This window comes from Pseudodesulfovibrio thermohalotolerans, assembly GCF_021353295.2.
GTDB classification, from domain to species: Bacteria; Desulfobacterota; Desulfovibrionia; order Desulfovibrionales; family Desulfovibrionaceae; genus Pseudodesulfovibrio; species Pseudodesulfovibrio thermohalotolerans.
In genome coordinates, this window is sequence record NZ_CP120635.1 from 3,549,557 (window position 1) to 3,567,757 (window position 18,201).

Below are 18,201 nucleotides of genomic sequence, written 5' to 3' on the forward strand. Positions count from 1 at the left end.
AGTCCTTGCGCCCGCTCCGTGAAGAGCAAGGCCGCTCCTCCCCTCCCTCTTCATCGCGTCGGTTGGCGCGGCTGTGTCCTGATCGTTCGGAATCGGGGCCGGAGGCATCTTTTTCACGGATGTTGCGCGGTTGTGCGTGGAGAGGTAGTGTGAACGCCAAACACGAGCCGAGGAGTCGAGATGGCCGCATTTCCCCCCGTGACCCTGTTGGTCCGAAACATCGTCAATTCCGCTGACTTCTACAAGAACGCCCTGGGATTCGATCTGGCCTGGGACGGGCTTCTGGTCGGGCCTTACGGTCAGTCCCTGCGCCTTGTGGAGGGGCGGGATACCACGGCCGGGGGGTGCGTGATCGTCACCCTGGAGGTGCCGGACGTGGTCCGCGCGGTGGAGGGCATTCTGGACAACGGCGGAGGCCGCGCCGAAAAGCTCATGGGGGACGAGCCCATCTACCTCGGGCCGGATGGCGAAATGCTCTCCCTGACCGGCCGAGGCGTGCCCGGCCTGGAACGTGTGGGGCTTATCGTCTACGACTTCGACGGCGTGATGACCGATAACCGCGTGCTTACCGATCAGGAGGGGCGCGAATCCGTGTTCGCCAACCGCAGTGACGGCATGGGCGTCAACCTTATCCGCGCCCTGGGCATCACCCAGGTCATTCTTTCCACCGAGGTCAATCCCGTGGTCAAGGCCAGGGCCGACAAGATCGGCCTGGAAGCCGTTCACGGCATCCGCGACAAGGGTGCCGCTCTCATCAATCTTGCCGAGAAAAACGGTGTTTCCGTGAGCGAAGTGCTCTTCGTCGGCAACGACGTCAACGACGCCGACGCCATGGGACTGGCCGGGTTCAAGGTCGCGCCCGCCGACGCTCATCCGGCCGTCCTTGCCCTGGCCGATCTCGTCACCGAGGCCCGGGGCGGGCAGGGCGTGATCCGCGAACTGGCCGACATTCTCGCCGCTGCAAGGGGCTAGTCCCGGCGGTCCGCTCCCCTGCTTCGGCAGGTCGGCGCGGGGGGGGCCACGCTTGCCGCGCGTATCTTGTACATAACCGTTTCCCGCTTTGTCCCCCGCCAACCGGCGGCGGCAGGCTATACGGCAACAATTCCATCCTTTTCTGGACATTTTTGAGACTTTTGGTCTACGGATGAGCCATAGTCGGGTGCAGAAAGTCGTCAGCGGGAGCCGGGATCATGTCGCAAGCATCGTTCGAGAACATCTGCATATTTCACATTCTGGATGGCCTGCGGGACGGGCTGTCCCATTTCTCTCCGCCGAGCCGGGTGGCCGTGGTCTATGCCGTGGGCCGGGGTGAGCCGCCGCGCATCTGCGATCCGCAGGGGCTGCTCGAAGGCCATGAGCCCAAGCTTCAGGATTATTTTCTGTATTCGAGCCGCTGGCGCGGCAAGGAGGAGCGCATCGAGGGGTTGCGCGTCCTCAGCCCGGATGAGGTCGGATTGGACCTTGCCGGACTCATCAACCTGGCGGCGCGGTCCAACTCCGTGAGCTACCAGATGTGGTTTACCGAAGAGCACCCGGATATGTGCTCCCTCGGTCCCACGCGGAGCTGGCTGGAATACGCGGCCGAGCTTTTTTCCCAGCATTTTGCCACGGGCAGCGTCCTGGGCCTGGACACCGCCGGATTCATGCTTCAGCACTGCGCCATTCACGCCATTAGGGATTACATCGTGGACGAGCGTTCCCGCCAGGGGTGGCTGGATACCCAGATCAGGGTTTATCCTTTCCTGGACGCGCTTATCGGCGTGTCGGCCACCAAGGAGGAAGGCGCTGCCCCGAGGGGGCGCATCGTGGTGGTGGAGCCCACCCAGCTCGATCAGGTCCGCTTCATTTGCCGGTTCCCTGAACACGAGCAGCCCAAGACCGCGAATTTCAAGCATGTCCGCAAGCTGTTGCAGGCGGTTGAGGACTCGGGCAGGGTCCTGGTCTCGAACGGGACCTCCGTGCTCGGCATCGCCATCGGCCCCATGCCCGGCGCCTACCTGGCTGCCCAGTTCTCCGGCTCCTACGGGTTCCTCTGGATTCGCGATCAACTGGTGTGCAGCTTTGGCGACGGCCGGTTCCGCTCTTCCAATCTTCGGGCCAATCTGGTCCAACTGGAGGAGCAGCTTCTGGAAACGGACATGACCATGGAGAAGCAGAACGCCTTGTTCAAGATCGTCACCACCATGGTCAACCGGGTGCGCGATCGCAAGCACGGCTGTACCCTGGTGGTGGACATGGCCCGCGAGCCCATGACCATGTCCGGCCAGCATCTGGTGGAGCCGCTGGACCTGACCAGCACCAGCCATCTCAAGCTGGCCTGCTCCCTGGCCAAGCTGGACGGAGCCGTGCACATTGGCCGGGACCTCAAGCTGCACGGCTTTGCCTGCCTCATGGACGGCCGCAGTGTGCCCGGCGAGAACCGGGCCAGGGGCGCGCGCTTCAACTCCGCTCTGCGTTTTACCGCCGAGCACGAGGAGCTTGTGGTGGTGGTCGTGTCCGCCGACCGGCCCGTTTCCATCATCAAGGACGGGGTGGAACTGACCGCCCTGTGCCACTTCCAGCACATCTGCGGCCTGCGGCGTCCCCCGCTTCTGGCCGAGTGGGTCATGAGCTGACCCCCGTTCCCGGACCATGCGCGCCGACTGGATATCCGATCCCCTCTTCTGGGTCCTTGCCCTGCCCGCTTTGGCCGTCTCCGGACTGCTCGTCCAGATGGTCCTTTCCCTGTTCCGCTGTTGCGCCTCCTTCAAGCTGCGGGGACGCCCGGTCCAGCTCAAGTGGTGGATGATTCCCGTAACATCCGCTGTCTGCGGCTTGCTGTGGCTTCTTGCCGCGCTTTACGTCGTTTTTGGTCAAGATATTCATTTCTATGGATAATCATTACGATTATCGACGTAACGAAAATACTGTTCAGTTGTAACGCAAGCGTTGCCCTCCTGTAACAAATCGGGTCGCCAAAACTGAAACCCCGAGTAGGTTCACTAACTTTGGAGCACTGCATCGAAACTGTGGGCCGTGCCGAAAGAGGGGGAAAAATGCGACTCAGCGTCAAGATGATACTGTTCTGCCTGTTGGTGGGGATTGTTCCCCTGGCGGGCATGGCGGGTTACAGTTTGCACAACGCTTCGGAGAGCTTGAAGGAACAGTCCTACAGCAAGCTCGTGGCCCTGCAGGAAGCAAAGTCCAAAGAGCTGGACGGGCTGACCGAGCTTTGGAACCGTGACATCACCATGTATTCCGAGGCCAAATACGTATACAGCGCGTTGGTCAGGCTTCGTGACATCATTTTCTACGCCGCTAAACCCGGCGAGCGCATGAACCTGGCTGACGAGGATTACGCGCACGCCCTGAAACGGGTCGTCCCGGATTTCGCCCCATGGGTCAAGGTGCGCGGGTACGCCGACGCCCTGCTTCTGGACGACACCGGGCGTATCGTCTTTTCCGTGGCCATGGGCCGCGAGTTGGGTGAGGACATCGTCAACGGCCCCATGGCCGGGAGCCGCCTCGCCGGGGCCTGGAAGCGGGCCTTGAAGGGCGAGACCGTGTTCGTCGACTTCGCCCCCTACTCGCCTCTCGACGGGCTGCCCTGCGCCTTTATCGCCGCTCCCGTCCGCCGTTACGGCGAGGGTATCGAGGGCGTGGCCGTGCTCCGCATTCCCATCGATTCCGTGGACAGGGTCATGCGCGTCAGGGCGGGCATGGGCAAAACCGGCGAAACATTTCTGGTGGGATCGGATGGGCTTATGCGGTCCGATCTCCATTCCGATCCCGAGGCGCACAGCGTGATCGCCTCCTTTGCCGATCCCGGATCGGGGACCATGGATTCCGAACCGGCCCGCCGCGCGCTCGGCGGCGAGAGCGGCCGCATGGACAGCGTCGACTATCGAGGTTGCGAGGTCCTGGCCGCCTATTCCCCGATCAACGTCGGCGGTGTGGTCTGGGGGCTGGTGGCCAAGATCGACGCTTCAGAGGCCCTGAATCCGGTGCGCGGACTTGAGAACGCGGCCATGGCCGTGGGCAGCGTGTCCGCAGCGGGTATTGTTCTCATTACCTTGATTTTCTTGCGTATGGTTCTGCTCAAGCCGCTCAGGGAATTGCGTGTTTACGCAGGCCGTGTGGCCGATGGCGACCTGGACGCGCGGCCCGAGGGCCGGTTCAAGGGCGAATTGGGCGAAGTCACCGAGGCCATTGAGCGGATGGTTCACAACCTGGGCGAGAAGATGCGGGAGGCTGGGGAGGCGTCGCGTCTTGCCGAGACCCGCGCCGCCGAGGCCGAGGCCGCCGTTGTCCGGGCCGAAGGGGAACGCCGGGCGCGCACGGACGCGGCCCGGGCCCAGCGCGAGGGGATGCTTCAGGCAGCCGGAATGCTGGATAATGTCGTCTCCGGAATGCGCGAGGCGTCGGCCACGGTGAACCAGGAGTCCGATCGGATCATGGAAGGGGCCAACAGCCTCAGTTCTCGCGTGGAGATCACGGCGGCGTCCATGGAGGAGCTTGCCGGGTCCATCCGCGAGGTGGCGAACAACGCCGAGACAGCGTCCAAGGACGCGGAATTCGCGCGCCAGCGCGCCCAGGAAGGGTCCGAGGTGGTGCGCCGCACCGTGGAGTCCATCGGCGACGTGTATTCCATCACCGAGCAGCTCAAGGAGCAGGTTTCCAGCCTGGGCGGCAAGGCCGATTCCATCGGCAAGGTTATGAACGTGATCTCCGACATCGCCGACCAGACCAACCTCCTGGCGCTCAATGCGGCTATCGAAGCCGCCCGCGCTGGCGAGGCCGGACGCGGATTCGCGGTGGTCGCCGACGAGGTTCGCAAACTCGCGGAAAAGACCATGGACGCCACCCGTGAGGTGGGCGGGTCCATCGCGGCTATCCAGGCCGACGTGCGCGAGAACATCAAGGGCATGGACCGCGCCGCCGAAAGGGTGGACGTGGCCAACCGTCTGGCCGGGGAATCGGGGCAGGCGCTCAGCGAGATCATGGAGTTTTTCGAGACCGTCACGCGGCAGGTGGAGACCATCGCCACCGCCAGCATTCAGCAGTCCAGCGTGGGCGAGGAGATCAATCAGGCCGTGAGCGAGGTGGACACCGTGTCCACGCAGACCGCCGGGGCCGTGGCCCAGACCGGCGGAGCCATCGGCGAGCTGACCGGCCAGATCGAGACCCTGTCCAAGCTTTACGGGTTGTTCATGCTCCTGGGTGAAGGCGTGGTCCAGCAGCAGGTGGAAGCCCTGGCCAAGGCCCCGGACCTGGCCGTGTCCGACAGACGGTTCAAGGTGTTGCAACGGGTGGTCCGGGACAATCCGAGTCTGGAGACGGCCTGGATCGTGGACTCCCGGGGCGTGCAGTCCTCGGAGTTCGCTACGGCGAGTGGCGGATCGGAGAACCTGAAAGGCGGGCCGGGGTCCAGTTGGGCCGACCGCGACTGGTTCCGCGAAACCATGCGCACCGGTGAGAGTTTTATCTCGAACATCTATTATTCCGAAGCCTTGGAAGACTATTGTTTGACCGTTGCGACGCCGGTCAAGGATGGCGAAGGCCACATTCTGTCCGTGCTGGCCGTGGACGTCCGCCACGCGGTCTAGCCGGTTACAGGCTTTCGGACGGTCCGGGCCGCGAATCCCGGCAAGGCGGCAGCGGCCGGTCTAGCGGCCGAATCGCGGACGGCGGTGAACGAGCATGGCCAGCACGACAAGGGCGGCCAATCCCAAGGCCCAGGCAAGCCCGGTGACCGGCAGAACCGACCGTTCCTCCACCTTGCCCGCGGGCGGATTGACCACTTCGGCACCGTCCGGCGCGTGCAGGCCGAAGCGCGCCAGGGCCGTGCCGTCGAACCGCATCACCGGCTCGGTGGAGACGGGCAGCATCTCGCGGACGTCAACGCCGTCGAGGACTTTGAGCGCCACTCTGGCCGCGTTCTCGCCGACATTCTTGGCGGGAATCATCAGCCCGCCTACCGCCCCGGACCCGAAGGCCGCGTCGTTGACGAGGAATATGGGCGAGGCCGCGCGTGCCCGGATGAGGGCCGCTATATTCTCGTTCGACACGGGGTTGCCGTCACGGTCTTCGGTAAACCGCAGGAAAAGAACCGCGCCCGATGAAGGCACGCTGGCCAGGGTGTCGCCCAGTTCGGCAAGATTCAGCTCCCCGTCGTCTCCCGCCTCAAAGCCCGGGAACATGATTTGCGCCCGGTCCAGATAGGGTTCCATGGCCCGGTTCACGGCTTTTCTGATCCGAGCCGACTCGGGAGCGCCGTCCACAATGGCCACCAAGAGCCGGGTCTCGGGACGCATGGCGAAGATAAGATTCACGTTTTCGCGCACAGAGCAGGTCATGGGAATGCCGGTGCAGTTGCCGCATTCGGAAAGCTCTCTCGGATTGGGGCGGTCCATGGCGCAGAAGATCAGCGGCGCGTTCGGGAACAGGTCCCTGAATTTGCGGGCAAAGGCAAAGGCGATGTCGCCCTCGGTCACAACGGCGTCGGGCGTCTTCCCGGCCATGGCTTCGGACATTCTGTCGTAGGCCGCGTCAAAGGCGTCCTCGTCCGTGCTGTCGGACGGGAGAAACGCCTGTTGCACCCCTGCCCTGCTGCCCAGGCCCTCGATCAGCCCTGATGCCAACCGCTGGTTCCAAGGGGTGGGGGCGGGGTCGGAATGGAGCAGGAGAACATCCCTGGCCAAGGCCGGGGCGCAGGTCCAGAGCAACCATGTCAGGCACAGTACTGCGGAAAATCGGAACCGTGTAATTCGTTTGTTTTTCAATATATCCTCGATCGTCAGTTCTCGGTAACTGTCGATATGCCGGGCGGCGCATTCGGCCGCATCAGGCCGTGCAGACCCGGTTTCGGCCCGTATCCTTGGCCTTGTACAGGGCGGCGTCGGCGGCCCCGATCAATTCGCTTGCGGACCACCCCACCTTCATGCGGGCCACGCCCACGGACACGGTGAAGCCGATGGAATCGTCCGCCAGCTTGCCGTCGGTGCGGACCCGGAAGTCGTACCGCTCCACATCCTTCCGCAGGGCTTCGGCATTGGTGACGGTCCGGGTCAGGTCCATGCCCTGCACGACCACCATCAGTTCTTCGCCCCCGTAACGGGCCGCGAACCCTTGGTATCGGACGGCGTGCGTGTCGACAATGTGGGCCAGGGCGCGGAGAACGTCGTCACCCGCCTGATGGCCGTAGGTATCGTTGACGTTCTTGAAGTGGTCCACGTCGATCATCATCACGGCCAGCGGCGTGCCGGTCCGGGCGAATTCCTCGGCCGTGACCTTGAGGTGCGCTTCCAGGGAGCGCCGGTTATGGAGTTGGGTAAGCAGGGGATCGAAGGCGGCGGTCATCCGGAAGTGTTCGGCCTTGGCGTTGAGCGCCCTCGCCTCCTCCCGGAATTCCTCTATGAGTTCCTTGAACATGCCCCGCACCCGGGACACGATCAGGGATTTCTGGCTCCCGTCCCGAAGGACCTCAACGGTCTCTTCGCGGAAGGAGTGGAGCCGCTTGTCCTGGCGTTCGTTGGCCCCGTGCATGGACGAGACTATCTCGTTCATCTCGTTGATGAGGACCGCTGCGGTGCGCTTTTCCTGGGCCAGGGCCTCCTCCAGCTCCAGTGCGCCGATGGTCTGGAGCAGATACCCGTCGAGCAGGCCGACGACCGTTTCCAGCCGCTTTTCCGAAAAGTCGTTCTGCATGAGCTGTTCGCAGATTTCGAACTGTATCTCGGATTTCTTGTGGTCGGAGTAAATGGACAGGCGGGAGAGCAGGTTCCGGATGAACAGGATGATGGCTATCCAGTCCGCTTCGTTGGGGTTGCCGGTTTCACGGAGATTCTTGAACAGGAGGTCGAGCTTGCTGGAGCTTGTGGACATCGTAGCTGTCTCCCGGTGTGAGCGGCTCTGAATTTGCTCGGCCAACCGGCCGGCCGGTAGAAAATGACGCCTATACAGTCTGATAGCACCGGTCGGCGATCCGGTTCAAGGGGAAAGGGGGAAAAGTGCGGGCGCAAAAAAGTGCGCCTTGCCGGGTTATCCGGCGGGCATCAGGGCCTGACATTTCAAATTATGCACTTTATGACGGCCTGGTGCGGGTATTATTGGCGCACGGTGCTCTTTCTTGGAGCGGGGCGACTCCATTCGCCATATGTCTTATCGAAACAATCGGCGTCTATTTCCTCCCATCCTCCGTCTCAGGTTCTTCGTTACCCTCATTTCGAGGTCCTTTACCTTTGATTCAAATATACGCTCCCCGGAAAATGGGCGCAAGAGGTTGGGCCGAATAATCCGCCTGGTAGGCCGCAACCATCGGTCGGGCTTGAAGATAAAAGTGCTTTTTTTTCGGGAAAGGGGGCCGGTCACCGGCCAGGGACACGCATTCCGTAGAAGGTCCAATTATGACAGAATATTATCCCTGTGTTCAAAAGGCAAGCACAAAGGGTCCTCCGGGGAAGATCGGGGCGGCGGACAGGAAAAAAGAGGGACTAGTCTTCTTCGAACGGGTCGCTGATGAGGTCCAGAACCCTGGCATGATCGAGGCTGTGGGCGGCGCTCCCCTTTCCGGCCAGATCAAGTCCCAGCGCGTCCAGGTTCGCTTCGGCCTCGGCGGCTTCCCGGCGGCCCAGGTTTCGGGTCACGGCGGTCATGGCGTCGTCCAGGCTCTCGGTGGCACGGGCCTTGAGCTCCTGTATGCGTTCGCGGGAGGTTCCGACAATGGATTCGTGGGGCGGGATGGATTGTATAGCGGGCATTTTCGTCTCCTTCTTGTTGGCTGGCCCGATAAACAGCAAGACCCGTGCTGACTAAAAAATAGTATGTAAATTCAAACAGTTGTGATTTTAGTCGTTCTCTCGGGCGGCAGGTTTTTCCGCTTTTCGGACCGGAACGAGGAACAGGGTCAGGATCACGAGACCGAAGAACGCGGCATAAATTCCGGCGAACCAGGCCGGATCGATGTCGGGAAACAACACCCGGCCCAGCCAGTATTGCACGCACGAAACAGGTTCTCCGCCCTCTTGGCCGGCAGCGCGGCGCAGGGCCGCTTCCCATTTGGTCAGGGGGCAAAGGCTGCCTGCAACGGTTTCGGCCAGGACAAAGCCCATGAGGGCCGCGTGGGTCCAGCGGAACCCTCTGTTTCGTGCGAACCTCCATCCGGCCGCCGCTCCGATCCATATGGCGGGCAGGCCCAGGACGATGAAGGCCGCGACCGCGAAATGGACGGCCAACACGACGTCCGCCCAGAAGGCCGGTGCGCCGTCCGTCATCGGCAGTGGCCCGGCAGCCCCGCCAGGAATCGGCGGAACCCGTCCGTATAGCCTGGGGACGTCAGAAAGCCGTGGTTGTGGTCACCGGTCAGTCCCCAGAACAACTTGGGGCCTTCGTATGTCTCGTACAGCTCCCGGCCCATGGCGTAGGGCACGAGCTCGTCGTCGGGGCTGTGCAGGAACAGGGCGGGCGTCCGAACTTCGGATAGGGCGCGCAGGCTGTCGTATCGATGCTGGATCAGCCAGCGGACCGGCAGCCAGGGGTATTGCTTCGCCCCCATGTCCGTCAACGAGGTGAAGGTGGATTCCAGGATTAGTCCGCCGGGTTCTTCGCCCCGCCGCGTCAGGTCCGCCGTCAGCCGTGCCGCCACGCCGCCGCCCAGACTGCGCCCGAACACGATAATGTCGCGCGGCTTGACGTCGCGGATCTTCACCAGCCAGTCCCACGCTGCCAGCGCATCGGCCCTGGTGGCCTTTTCCGATGGCCTGCCGCCGCTTTGCCCGTATCCCGAGTAGTCGAAAACCAGCACGGACAACCCGAGATCGTGAAATATCCTGTACGATTCCATCAGGTGGGAGATGTTGCCCCCGTTGCCGTGGCAGAACAGCAGGACCCGCTCCTCGCCCTCGCAGGGCAGCCACCATGCGTGAATCCTCGTGCCGAGCGCGTTTTCCAGCCACACGTCCTCGAATGCCAGCCCGTTTCCGTCCGGCGTATCCGCCAATTCGTTCCTCGGGCAATAGACCAGTCCGTTCTGGGCGCAGAACACCCATGCCGCCATGCCTCCATAGACGGTCCCTGCGGCCGCCGCTATCTTCAAAATCGTCCACATGCCGATACCATACACCGCGCTGCCCTTTTGTGCACCCTTTCCATTTTTCCGGCCTTGATTTACCTTGCGCCCATGGACATCGCAGGCATCATTCTGGCCGGGGGGCTCGGCACCCGCATGGGCCGCGTCAAGAAGGCGTTTCTGACCATTCGGGGCCAAACCATTGTCGACCGGCTTCTCGCCGTCTACCGTCCCCTGTTCTCCGAAATTCTCATCTCCGCCCGCGATCTCGACGATTTCGCCGACTACCCCTACCCTCTCGCGCCGGATAAATACGAGGCCCGTTCCTCCCTGACCGGCATCCACGCCGGGCTGGTCGCCATGCGCGCTTCGCACGGCTTCATGGCCGCCTGTGACGGGCCGTTTCTTCAGCCCGGACTGGTACGCGCCCTTCTTGAACAGGCCGCCCCGGAAGACGACGTCGTCATTCCCCTCAAGGATGACGGCTACGTCGAACCCCTCTGCGCCGTCTACTCCAAGCGGTGCCTCCCGTTCATCGAGGCGCAGCTTCAGAGCGAAAACTACCGCATCATCGGATTCTTCGATCAGGTTCGGGTCAGAAAAGTTCCGATCTCCCTGCTCCGCCAGGGCGATCCCCACCAGGTATCCTTTTTCAATGTGAACACCCCCGACGACCTGAGGCAGGCCGAACGTCTGGCCGAAGAACTCGGGATTTAGGCGGGCTAAAGGTCGGGGGCAGATGATATGCCTCCGGCGGCCGGGGGAAGCCTTGGCACATAGCCAAAGGACTCAAGCATACGTCCGGCGGCGTGTTTGGTGTTCTTGTTATACGATTTCGAAGCGCCTTGATCCAGCGGGTGATCCAACCGCAGATTTAATATGTCAAGCAATCCCATGGCACCCCTGCGGCCATGACACAAACGGTCGTTCCGGCAAGGTCAAGCCCTCCGTGTGGACCGGTCTTGCCGTGCCGACTTTGCAAGTGTCGTGACCACTGCAGACGATGGCGAGAGGGCTGTGTGTGGCTTCGGCTTGATGGCTAAAAAAGATCATTCCTAAATATAACCAGTGAGTTGAGAGTTCCCCTCACATCCCCCATGGGAACATGACTTCCGCAGTGATCTGTTCTTTTCTATTAATCGCCATAAGCAATATCGGTTGACATGTTTATTTGATGCAAGTTAAAGGGTAGTAAATTGAACTTGGAGTGCCGCGAACTACGTAAATAAAGTAAAGAATAATTGTATGAATTACGCTGTTTTCACAATTAAAGAATGGAATACTTCGACTTTTTCTCATGTGTGTAAAGATTATCCAGGGACTTGGCATATTTTTACAAACAAAGAAGATCTTACACTTGAAAATTTATCTCGTATAAACCCGAGGTATATTTTTTTCCCGCATTGGAGTTGGATGGTTGATGAACAAATCACCAGTAGCTACGAGTGCGTTTGTTTTCATGAGACAGACTTGCCTTATGGAAGGGGCGGAAGTCCTATCCAGAATCTGATTGCGAGAGGACACAAAAAAACTGTCATAAGTGCTATCAAAATGACCAACGACCTGGATGCTGGCGAAATCTATCTTAAAACAGAGCTTTCCTTGGAAGGCTTGGCGGAAGAGATCTATTTGCGATCAGCGCAGGTTGTAGCCGGGATGATTTACAGAATTATCACAGAGAATGTGATTCCTATTTCCCAGAATGGGGACCCTGTATATTTTGAAAGAAGAACTCCCAAACAAAGTAAACTTTCTGCCGATTTTGATTCTTTGGATGCAGTCTTTGATCATTTAAGAATGCTTGACGCAGATACATATCCGCGAGCGTATATTGACGTTGGGATGATGAGAATCGAATTCTCAAGACCTGCATTACGTTGTGGTAAAATTCTTTGCGATGCAACTATAAGAATTAAAGAAGCTGAGTAAAATGAAAATCAAGTACGATAAAGTATTATGTTTTTTTGCTCACCCCGACGATGAGACCCTCGCGATGGGGGGGACAATAGCTAAGCTCGTTGAGGCGAACGTGCATGTCAAAGTTGTTATTTCCAATACAGGAATTGCTTCCAGAAGAGATAAGTTGTCAGAAGAAGATGTAGCCTCTCAATTGCAAAATTTGAAGGAAGATTGCTCAAAAGCTTTATGTAATCTAGGCATTTTACATGATGACATTATACTGGGAGAATTTTCTGACAACGAAAGCGATAAACATACGCTTCTTGAGTTGAATCATTGGATTGAACCTATTCTTGATGATTTTATGCCAGATGCGATTTTCACACACCATAGATTTTGCACGAATATTGATCATCAGTATTGTTATAATTCTGCTGTCGTAGCAACAAGGCCAGGACTTAATTTCAATATAGATTTTTACACATGCGAAGTCCCTAGTTCAACAGGGTACCTGAAGCCGACACAGTTTGAGCCAAACTGTTTTGTCGGTTTAGAAGAAAGGCATGTTTCCGCAAAGATCAAATCAATGAATACCTATAAGGGAGAGGCTCGTCCTTACCCGCATCCCCGATCGGGGGAAGTCCTGAAAGCCCTTGCCCAAGTGCGTGGTTCAGAAGCTGGATGTTTTTTTGCCGAAGCGTTTATGCTCAACCGCCTTTATCCATTATGACAGGAAAGGATGCAGCCGCTTCGTAGGTACTTTTGGGGGTAACCTTTATGAATCTGATGCATTACCTCCATTTTAACACCACAGAAGGCCGAATGGTGGCATCTGAAAAAACGGTATTATATCAACGAATAAGCTGAGTTAACCCATCATTGGATTTCAGGTCCCCATGTACCCTCTTTCTCGGTGGTTAATTTGTAGCGCATTTTTTTTAACGGAAAAACGTGTAGATAGGGAGTAGGACACCTCGCCATCTCCCCTCCCCGCCCATTTTCTCTCTTAAACTTTTTGGTGCTGCCTCCGGCCCCCCCATCTCCTTTTCCTTCCGAAACTTTTTGGAGCCGCTTCGCGGGCAGTCGGTTTGCGCCGCTCTTTTGGTCAGTCGGCTTGCGACAGGATGATGATATCGGTTCCGTCCATGCGGATTTCGCCGTTGTCGGCCATCTTGCGCAGTGTGCGCGACAGGGCTTCCGGGGTGATGCCGATGATTTTGGCGAGTTCGCGGTGGGAGAGATCAAGGGTTACGCGGCCGTCGCGGTGTCGGCTTTCGAAGTAGGCCATGAGCCTGGACGGGACCTGCTTGAGGGACAGGGAGTCGATCATGTTCATGGCCTCCTTGAGCCGTCGGGACATGACCCGCATCATGGTCAGGAGGATGGTCGGGTCTTCCCGGACGAGCCGTTCGAACTCGGGAGGCCGAATGAAGAGGACGCGGCTGTCTTCGAGCGCGCCTAGGTTGGCGGGCAGCTTGCCGTCGGAAAAGGTGGAGCAAAGGCAGAAGGGTTCGCCCGGGCCGAAGACGAAGATGGTCTGCTCCTTGCCGTCCTCGGCCAGCCGGAAGAGTTTGACTTGGCCGGACAGGAGCACGTGTAGCCCCTGGGCTGAGTTGTCCTCGCTGAAGAACAGGGATTTTTTCGGAAAGCGCAGGACTTCGGCGTGTTCGGCCAGCCTGTCGAGCTGGGACTCATCGAGTTTGGCGAAGATCGGAAACGCGCTGATTTCGTTCTTGAGGTCGAGTGGCTGCATGGGAAAATCCGAAAATTGCTGAATGTTGATCGAGATCAATGCCGCCGGTCAGCCGTGCGTCTATCCTGGGGGCCAGAACGACAAAAAGCAAGGAGGCCACCCATGAGCGCAACCATCCACTGCCCCTATTGCAATGCCAGCCGGGAGACGGGCGATTTTGAAAGCTACGCCCCCTTCTACGTCAATTGCGAGGAATGTTCCAGGCGGTACATCGTCGAACCCGTGCGAAGCGGCGTCGTCGTTTACCGCGACGGCGAAGCCCCCTGCTGCTCCGATCCCGATTGCCGTGAGACCGAGATGGCCGGTTCGGGCCAGGAATAGCCCTCGGCAAGGAGTCTCTTATGTTCAAGATGTTGCAGAAACTGACCAAAAACCTGATCTATGCCATCCCCGCGATGATGCTCGCCGGGTTCGTCTACGGCCTGTGGGCGGACACCGGCTGGCTCAAGGCGGCCATCGTCCCGTTCACCTTCCTCATGGTCTATCCCATGATGGTCACGCTCAAGATTCGCAAGGTTTTTGAGGGGGGCGACGCCAAGGCGCAAATCCTGACACAGCTCATTAATTTCGGGCTGACTCCCTTCCTGGCCTTCGGCGTCGGCCTCCTCTTTTTCCGCGACAACCCGTACATGGCTCTTGGGCTGCTGCTCGCCGGGCTGGTGCCCACCAGCGGCATGACCATATCCTGGACCGGGTTTGCCAAGGGCAATATGTCTGCCGCAGTGAAGATGACGGTCATCGGGCTCATCGCCGGATCGTTGGCCACCCCGCTCTATGTCCAGGCCCTCATGGGCACGGCCATCGAGATGCAGATCTCCGCCGTGTTCAAGCAGATTCTGTTCATCGTCTTCCTGCCCATGGCGCTCGGCTATCTGACCCAGCGGTTCCTGGTGAAACGGTATGGGCAGGAGCGGTTCCAACGCGAGTTGGGGCCAAAGTTCCCCGGCCTGTCCACCGTGGGCGTGCTCGGCATCGTTTTCGTGGCCCTGGCGCTCAAGGCGAAAACCATTGCGGCCGCTCCCGGCGTGCTGCTCGATATTCTCGTGCCTCTCGTCCTGCTCTACGGCGTCAATTTCCTGATTTCCACTTTCGTGGGCAGATCGCTTCTCCCGCGTGGCGACGCCATCGCCCTGGTCTACGGATCGGTCATGCGCAACCTGTCCATCGCCCTGGCCATCGCCATCAACGCCTTCGGTGCGCAGGGCTCCGACGCCGCCTTGGTCATCGCCATGGCCTACATCATCCAGGTCCAGTCCGCCGCCTGGTACGTCCGCTTCACGCATAAGGTTTTCGGCCTTCCCGAAGAGCTTGCGCAACCGGCCTGACGGTTGGTTGAGGGTGCCTCCGGCGGTCGGGGGAAGGGGAGGAAAAACCCTTTGAAAAGGGTTCTTTCCTCCCCTTCCCCCGAACCCCCATCCCCTCCTTTTCCCAAACTTTTTGATGCCGCTTCGCGGAGGGGGGTGACCCTCAGGAAGTGCTTCTTCTCAAAAAACTATCATCGGGTCGGGAAACCTGTTTGTTAAGGAGCACTACTTAGCGCGTCCGTCCGCTCTCCGCGAAAGCGGCGACAAAAAGTTCTGGAGGGGGAGTCCAGAGGGGGAACCTCTTTCAAGAGGTTCCCCCTCTGGCCGCCGGAGGCAAAAAAAAGACCAGCCCGACATCACTGTCGGGCTGGTCTTTTATATCGCGTTGATGGGCGGTTAGTCCCAGGTGCGCTTGTCTTCGATGGGCCGGATCTGCGGGGGCAGGGTTCCGGGGGCGAGGACCTTGAGGATGGGGCGCAGCTTGATCTTCTCGCGGAAGAGATGGAGCAGCTCGTCCTCCTGGTTGAACTGACCCGCCTCGATGGACAGGATCATCTCGTCGATGCCGCCGGGGTTGGTGACTTCGATCTGCCAGCGTTTGACCTCTTCGAACCGGGCCATGACCTGCTCCACCTGGTGGGGGTAGACGAACATGCCCTTGATGCGGGCGGTGGTGTCCACGCGGCCGACGATGCCGCCCAGGCGCGGGGAGGTGCGGCCGCAGGCGCACGGGGCGCGGTCCAGGTATCCGAGATCGCCGGTGGCCAGTCGGATGAGCGGGTAGGTGCGGTTGAAGGCGGTGACCACGATCTCGCCGACTTCGCCGTCCTTGAGCGGAATGCCGGTGTCGGGGTGGCAGATTTCGACGTAGGCGCGGTTGGACAGGTGCAGTCCGGACTTGTGGAAGCATTCGTAGCCGATGCAGCCCACGTCCGCAGTGCCGTAGCCCTGGCGCATGATGCAGTCGAATTTCTTTTCCAGGGTGGAGCGCATCTTCTCGGAGAACTTCTCGCCGGTGACGAAGGCCACTTCGAGGAAGAGGTCCTTGCGCAGGGACAGACCGGCCTCTTCGGCCTTCTGGGCCAGGTGCATGAGGTAGCTGGGAGTGCCGACGTAGCCGGTGACGCGCAGCTTCTGCATGATCTCGATCTGCGAATTGGTGTTGCCGGGACCGGCGGGCACCACGGCGCAGGACAGGTTGCGCAGGGGTTCCTCGAACATCAGTCCGGCGGGCGCGAGATGGTAGTTGAAGGTGATCTGGGCCAGGTCGCCGGAGCGGAAGCCCGCGGCGTAGAAGCCTTCGGTCCATCCCCAGTAGTCCTCGGAGCGGTCTTCGGGGTCGAAGATCGGGCCGGGGGAGAGAAATACGCGCTGGAGCTCGCCCAGGTCCTTGGTGAGCAGTCCGCCGAGGCGGGGGCCCATGGACTGGAGGAAAATGAGTTCCTTTTTCTTAATGATAGGGATATGCTTGAGATCGTTCAGCGTGCGGAACTTGTCCACATTGAACTGCGCGCGGTCGAATCGCTTCTTGACGTCTTCGGAATATCGATAGGCGTAGGAGAGCAGCTCTTTCAACTGCAACTGGCAATACTGCCTGCGCTCGGACTCGTCGAGCACCTCGCGGCGGGAGTAAATTCCCTCGGTGCGGTCTTTTCGTGTCATATTTGTGCTCCTTGGTGGCTTGATTCCAATAACGGATGGGAGCGGGAATATAACACGGCAGATTTTTTTTGCAAGAAAAACTTTAAATTTGCAGATATTCCGGCAAGTTGCAAGGCAAAGATTAAAGATGGCCGAAGTTTTAAAATGTGCTTGACACCAGAAGGCCAAATGGATACTCATACGTTCCCTAACGGGTCGTTGGGTCGTTAACTCAGTTGGTAGAGTATCTGCCTTTTAAGCAGAGAGTCACTGGTTCGAGCCCAGTACGACCCACCAAAATGCGTCCCCATCGTCTAGTGGCCTAGGACTCCGGCCTCTCACGCCGGCAACAGGGGTTCAAACCCCCTTGGGGACGCCAAGACAAATCAACGGGTTACATCGAGAGATGTAGCCCGTTTTTTGTTTGCGTGGCTCGTCCGCGTGGCTCGATCGCCACATCAGCTTCACCGGACCAGTTTAAGGGCAGGCGGTTCCCTGTCCCCGTCATCCCGCCAGGCCGCATCCAGGGCATCCACCGCGCCGGTGCTTTTCTTGACCTTGTGGATGTACCGCTGGGTCGTTGCAATGGACTTGTGACGAAGCAACTGCTGCACTTCCACGATGGTCGCCCCATTGTGGATCGCAATGCTTGCGGACAGGTGGCGGATTCCGTGATAACCGAAGTTCCTCACGCCGACGTCGGCGCACAGCCGCCGCAGCCAGCGGTTGTTGATGTCCAGAAGGCCTTCGAACCGGCTTCCGAACACCAGTTCCTCGTCCCTGGACATCAGCTTCCATTCCGCCAGGTGCGCCCTGAGCATGCCGGAAATGGGCAGCTCGTCGAACTCGGCATTCCCGCTTCTGCGCTTGTTGGTCCAGAAACCGATCATGCCCGTGGCCAGATTGACTTCCGACCACTTGAGCTTCCACAGTTCGCCCCGACGGGCAGCCGTGTGAAACGCCAGCAGAAGCAGTTGCTGTTGCAGGGGTGTCGCCGCATCCACGGCCTTGCGGTAGTCCTCCAGGGGCGGAACCCACCTCGGGTGACGCTGCTCGGGGAACTTGTCCACGGATCGGAACGGATTCGTTTTGTCCATGCCCAGATACCGCGCACCCCACTTCCAGGCGGCGGCAAGGTTTTTCCTGTCCCGATTGGCCGTGTTCCCCGTGGTCTGCTTCTTGAGTCGGCTCAGATGGTTCAGGGCCACCACAGGGCTGATCTCATGAACCAGCTGTGTCGGTCTTGCCGTCATTTCGAACAAACGCCGAAAGGCAAGGCGCTTGTCTGAGCAACTTCCCTTGGACCATGTGGCCGTGGCGTAATCCATGTAGGCATTCGCCCAATCTCCGGCCAACACTTCCAGGCCCACGCGATGCATGTCCTTTCGTTTTTCCGCATCGGCGAGCTCCAAGGCTTCTCGGGTCTTATTTTCCCATTTTTCCGCGTCTTTCATTTTGTCAAAGAGCTGGGTGCGCCTGATCTGCCGCGACCCGTCGGTGGGTGTGTACCGCACGGCCCCACGCCACCGTTTTCCTTCCTTGTAAGGCATTGTCTTTTC

Annotated in this window: 17 protein-coding genes and 2 tRNA genes; 11 read left to right on the top strand and 8 right to left on the bottom strand. The window is 59.6% G+C overall.

Annotated elements, in window-relative coordinates:
- The first annotated feature begins 180 nt into the window (after window positions 1-180).
- From LF599_RS16645 to LF599_RS16660, 4 genes are all read left to right on the top strand, one after another.
- Window positions 181-972 carry an HAD hydrolase family protein gene (locus tag LF599_RS16645; protein WP_279521584.1) on the top strand — a complete coding sequence of 264 codons (792 nt, stop codon included), beginning with the start codon at window positions 181-183 and terminating at the stop codon, window positions 970-972.
- Between the two features lie 218 nt (window positions 973-1,190).
- Window positions 1,191-2,615, top strand: a complete 1,425-nt coding sequence (locus LF599_RS16650) for a DNA integrity scanning protein DisA nucleotide-binding domain protein (protein WP_279521585.1) — start codon at window positions 1,191-1,193, stop codon at window positions 2,613-2,615.
- A 16-nt stretch (window positions 2,616-2,631) separates the two neighbouring features.
- The gene (locus LF599_RS16655) at window positions 2,632-2,877 is read left to right on the top strand and encodes a competence protein ComEC (protein ID WP_279521586.1); all 246 of its coding nucleotides are present in this window, start codon (window positions 2,632-2,634) and stop codon (window positions 2,875-2,877) included.
- A 158-nt stretch (window positions 2,878-3,035) separates the two neighbouring features.
- Window positions 3,036-5,585: a methyl-accepting chemotaxis protein gene (locus LF599_RS16660; RefSeq protein ID WP_279521587.1), complete on the top strand. Its 2,550-nt coding sequence runs from the start codon at window positions 3,036-3,038 to the stop codon at window positions 5,583-5,585.
- A gap of 60 nt (window positions 5,586-5,645) precedes the next feature.
- Here the strand turns inward: LF599_RS16660 and LF599_RS16665 are convergent, their stop codons facing one another.
- The 5 genes from LF599_RS16665 to LF599_RS16685 form a co-directional block, all read right to left on the bottom strand.
- Entirely contained in the window at window positions 5,646-6,761 is a 1,116-nt protein-coding gene (locus tag LF599_RS16665) for an ABC transporter substrate-binding protein (protein WP_269940604.1), read from the bottom strand.
- A 61-nt stretch (window positions 6,762-6,822) separates the two neighbouring features.
- Window positions 6,823-7,863, bottom strand: coding sequence for a GGDEF domain-containing protein (locus LF599_RS16670; protein ID WP_269940603.1), 1,041 nt, complete (start codon window positions 7,861-7,863; stop codon window positions 6,823-6,825).
- A 608-nt stretch (window positions 7,864-8,471) separates the two neighbouring features.
- On the bottom strand, window positions 8,472-8,738 hold the full coding sequence (locus tag LF599_RS16675; protein WP_279521588.1) for a hypothetical protein: 267 nt from the start codon (window positions 8,736-8,738) through the stop codon (window positions 8,472-8,474).
- A gap of 87 nt (window positions 8,739-8,825) precedes the next feature.
- On the bottom strand, window positions 8,826-9,251 hold the full coding sequence (locus LF599_RS16680; RefSeq protein ID WP_269940601.1) for a DUF2784 domain-containing protein: 426 nt from the start codon (window positions 9,249-9,251) through the stop codon (window positions 8,826-8,828).
- On the bottom strand, window positions 9,248-10,084 hold the full coding sequence (locus LF599_RS16685; protein ID WP_279521589.1) for an alpha/beta hydrolase: 837 nt from the start codon (window positions 10,082-10,084) through the stop codon (window positions 9,248-9,250). The genes LF599_RS16680 and LF599_RS16685 overlap by 4 nt, the downstream gene beginning before the upstream one ends.
- A gap of 72 nt (window positions 10,085-10,156) precedes the next feature.
- Between LF599_RS16685 and mobA the strand changes: the two genes are divergently transcribed.
- The 3 genes from mobA to LF599_RS16700 all read left to right on the top strand — a co-directional run bounded on the left by mobA (window position 10,157) and on the right by LF599_RS16700 (window position 12,674).
- Window positions 10,157-10,762: a molybdenum cofactor guanylyltransferase gene (mobA, locus tag LF599_RS16690; RefSeq protein ID WP_279521590.1), complete on the top strand. Its 606-nt coding sequence runs from the start codon at window positions 10,157-10,159 to the stop codon at window positions 10,760-10,762.
- A gap of 528 nt (window positions 10,763-11,290) precedes the next feature.
- Window positions 11,291-11,974: a hypothetical protein gene (locus tag LF599_RS16695; protein WP_279521591.1), complete on the top strand. Its 684-nt coding sequence runs from the start codon at window positions 11,291-11,293 to the stop codon at window positions 11,972-11,974.
- Window position 11,975: 1 nt separating this feature from the next.
- Window positions 11,976-12,674, top strand: coding sequence for a PIG-L deacetylase family protein (locus LF599_RS16700; protein ID WP_279521592.1), 699 nt, complete (start codon window positions 11,976-11,978; stop codon window positions 12,672-12,674).
- 375 nt (window positions 12,675-13,049) lie between these two features.
- On the opposite strand, the gene LF599_RS16705 is transcribed toward LF599_RS16700, so the two are convergent.
- A complete protein-coding gene (locus tag LF599_RS16705) occupies window positions 13,050-13,697 on the bottom strand; it encodes a Crp/Fnr family transcriptional regulator (RefSeq protein WP_279521593.1) in 648 nt (215 codons plus the stop codon).
- Between the two features lie 102 nt (window positions 13,698-13,799).
- Here LF599_RS16705 and LF599_RS16710 point away from each other — a divergent pair, with 102 nt between their 5' ends.
- Together LF599_RS16710 and LF599_RS16715 are read left to right on the top strand one after the other, a co-directional pair.
- Window positions 13,800-14,018, top strand: coding sequence for a hypothetical protein (locus LF599_RS16710; RefSeq protein ID WP_279521594.1), 219 nt, complete (start codon window positions 13,800-13,802; stop codon window positions 14,016-14,018).
- Window positions 14,019-14,038: 20 nt separating this feature from the next.
- On the top strand, window positions 14,039-15,022 hold the full coding sequence (locus LF599_RS16715; protein ID WP_279521595.1) for an arsenic resistance protein: 984 nt from the start codon (window positions 14,039-14,041) through the stop codon (window positions 15,020-15,022).
- 375 nt (window positions 15,023-15,397) lie between these two features.
- Here the strand turns inward: LF599_RS16715 and LF599_RS16720 are convergent, their stop codons facing one another.
- On the bottom strand, window positions 15,398-16,663 hold the full coding sequence (locus LF599_RS16720) for a phenylacetate--CoA ligase family protein (protein ID WP_014322828.1): 1,266 nt from the start codon (window positions 16,661-16,663) through the stop codon (window positions 15,398-15,400).
- A 200-nt stretch (window positions 16,664-16,863) separates the two neighbouring features.
- Here LF599_RS16720 and LF599_RS16725 point away from each other — a divergent pair.
- Both LF599_RS16725 and LF599_RS16730 read left to right on the top strand, forming a co-directional pair.
- Window positions 16,864-16,939: transfer RNA gene (locus LF599_RS16725), tRNA-Lys, on the top strand.
- 6 nt (window positions 16,940-16,945) lie between these two features.
- Window positions 16,946-17,021 (top strand) — tRNA-Glu (locus LF599_RS16730).
- Window positions 17,022-17,106: 85 nt separating this feature from the next.
- On the opposite strand, the gene LF599_RS16735 is transcribed toward LF599_RS16730, so the two are convergent.
- A complete protein-coding gene (locus tag LF599_RS16735; protein ID WP_279521596.1) occupies window positions 17,107-18,192 on the bottom strand; it encodes a site-specific integrase in 1,086 nt (361 codons plus the stop codon).
- Window positions 18,193-18,201 lie beyond the last annotated feature (9 nt).

What these genes read in the sequence shown, in the direction of transcription:
- LF599_RS16645 (WP_279521584.1), top strand. Translation starts at nt 181, where the DNA reads ATGGCCGCATTTCCCCCCGTGACCCTGTTGGTCCGAAACATCGTCAAT.
- LF599_RS16650 (WP_279521585.1), top strand. Translation starts at nt 1,191, where the DNA reads ATGTCGCAAGCATCGTTCGAGAACATCTGCATATTTCACATTCTGGAT.
- LF599_RS16655 (WP_279521586.1), top strand. Translation starts at nt 2,632, where the DNA reads ATGCGCGCCGACTGGATATCCGATCCCCTCTTCTGGGTCCTTGCCCTG.
- LF599_RS16660 (WP_279521587.1), top strand. Translation starts at nt 3,036, where the DNA reads ATGCGACTCAGCGTCAAGATGATACTGTTCTGCCTGTTGGTGGGGATT.
- LF599_RS16670 (WP_269940603.1), bottom strand. Translation starts at nt 7,863, where the DNA reads ATGTCCACAAGCTCCAGCAAGCTCGACCTCCTGTTCAAGAATCTCCGT.
- LF599_RS16675 (WP_279521588.1), bottom strand. Translation starts at nt 8,738, where the DNA reads ATGCCCGCTATACAATCCATCCCGCCCCACGAATCCATTGTCGGAACC.
- LF599_RS16680 (WP_269940601.1), bottom strand. Translation starts at nt 9,251, where the DNA reads ATGACGGACGGCGCACCGGCCTTCTGGGCGGACGTCGTGTTGGCCGTC.
- LF599_RS16685 (WP_279521589.1), bottom strand. Translation starts at nt 10,084, where the DNA reads ATGTGGACGATTTTGAAGATAGCGGCGGCCGCAGGGACCGTCTATGGA.
- mobA (WP_279521590.1), top strand. Translation starts at nt 10,157, where the DNA reads ATGGACATCGCAGGCATCATTCTGGCCGGGGGGCTCGGCACCCGCATG.
- LF599_RS16695 (WP_279521591.1), top strand. Translation starts at nt 11,291, where the DNA reads ATGAATTACGCTGTTTTCACAATTAAAGAATGGAATACTTCGACTTTT.
- LF599_RS16700 (WP_279521592.1), top strand. Translation starts at nt 11,976, where the DNA reads ATGAAAATCAAGTACGATAAAGTATTATGTTTTTTTGCTCACCCCGAC.
- LF599_RS16705 (WP_279521593.1), bottom strand. Translation starts at nt 13,697, where the DNA reads ATGCAGCCACTCGACCTCAAGAACGAAATCAGCGCGTTTCCGATCTTC.
- LF599_RS16710 (WP_279521594.1), top strand. Translation starts at nt 13,800, where the DNA reads ATGAGCGCAACCATCCACTGCCCCTATTGCAATGCCAGCCGGGAGACG.
- LF599_RS16715 (WP_279521595.1), top strand. Translation starts at nt 14,039, where the DNA reads ATGTTCAAGATGTTGCAGAAACTGACCAAAAACCTGATCTATGCCATC.
- LF599_RS16720 (WP_014322828.1), bottom strand. Translation starts at nt 16,663, where the DNA reads ATGACACGAAAAGACCGCACCGAGGGAATTTACTCCCGCCGCGAGGTG.
- LF599_RS16735 (WP_279521596.1), bottom strand. Translation starts at nt 18,192, where the DNA reads ATGCCTTACAAGGAAGGAAAACGGTGGCGTGGGGCCGTGCGGTACACA.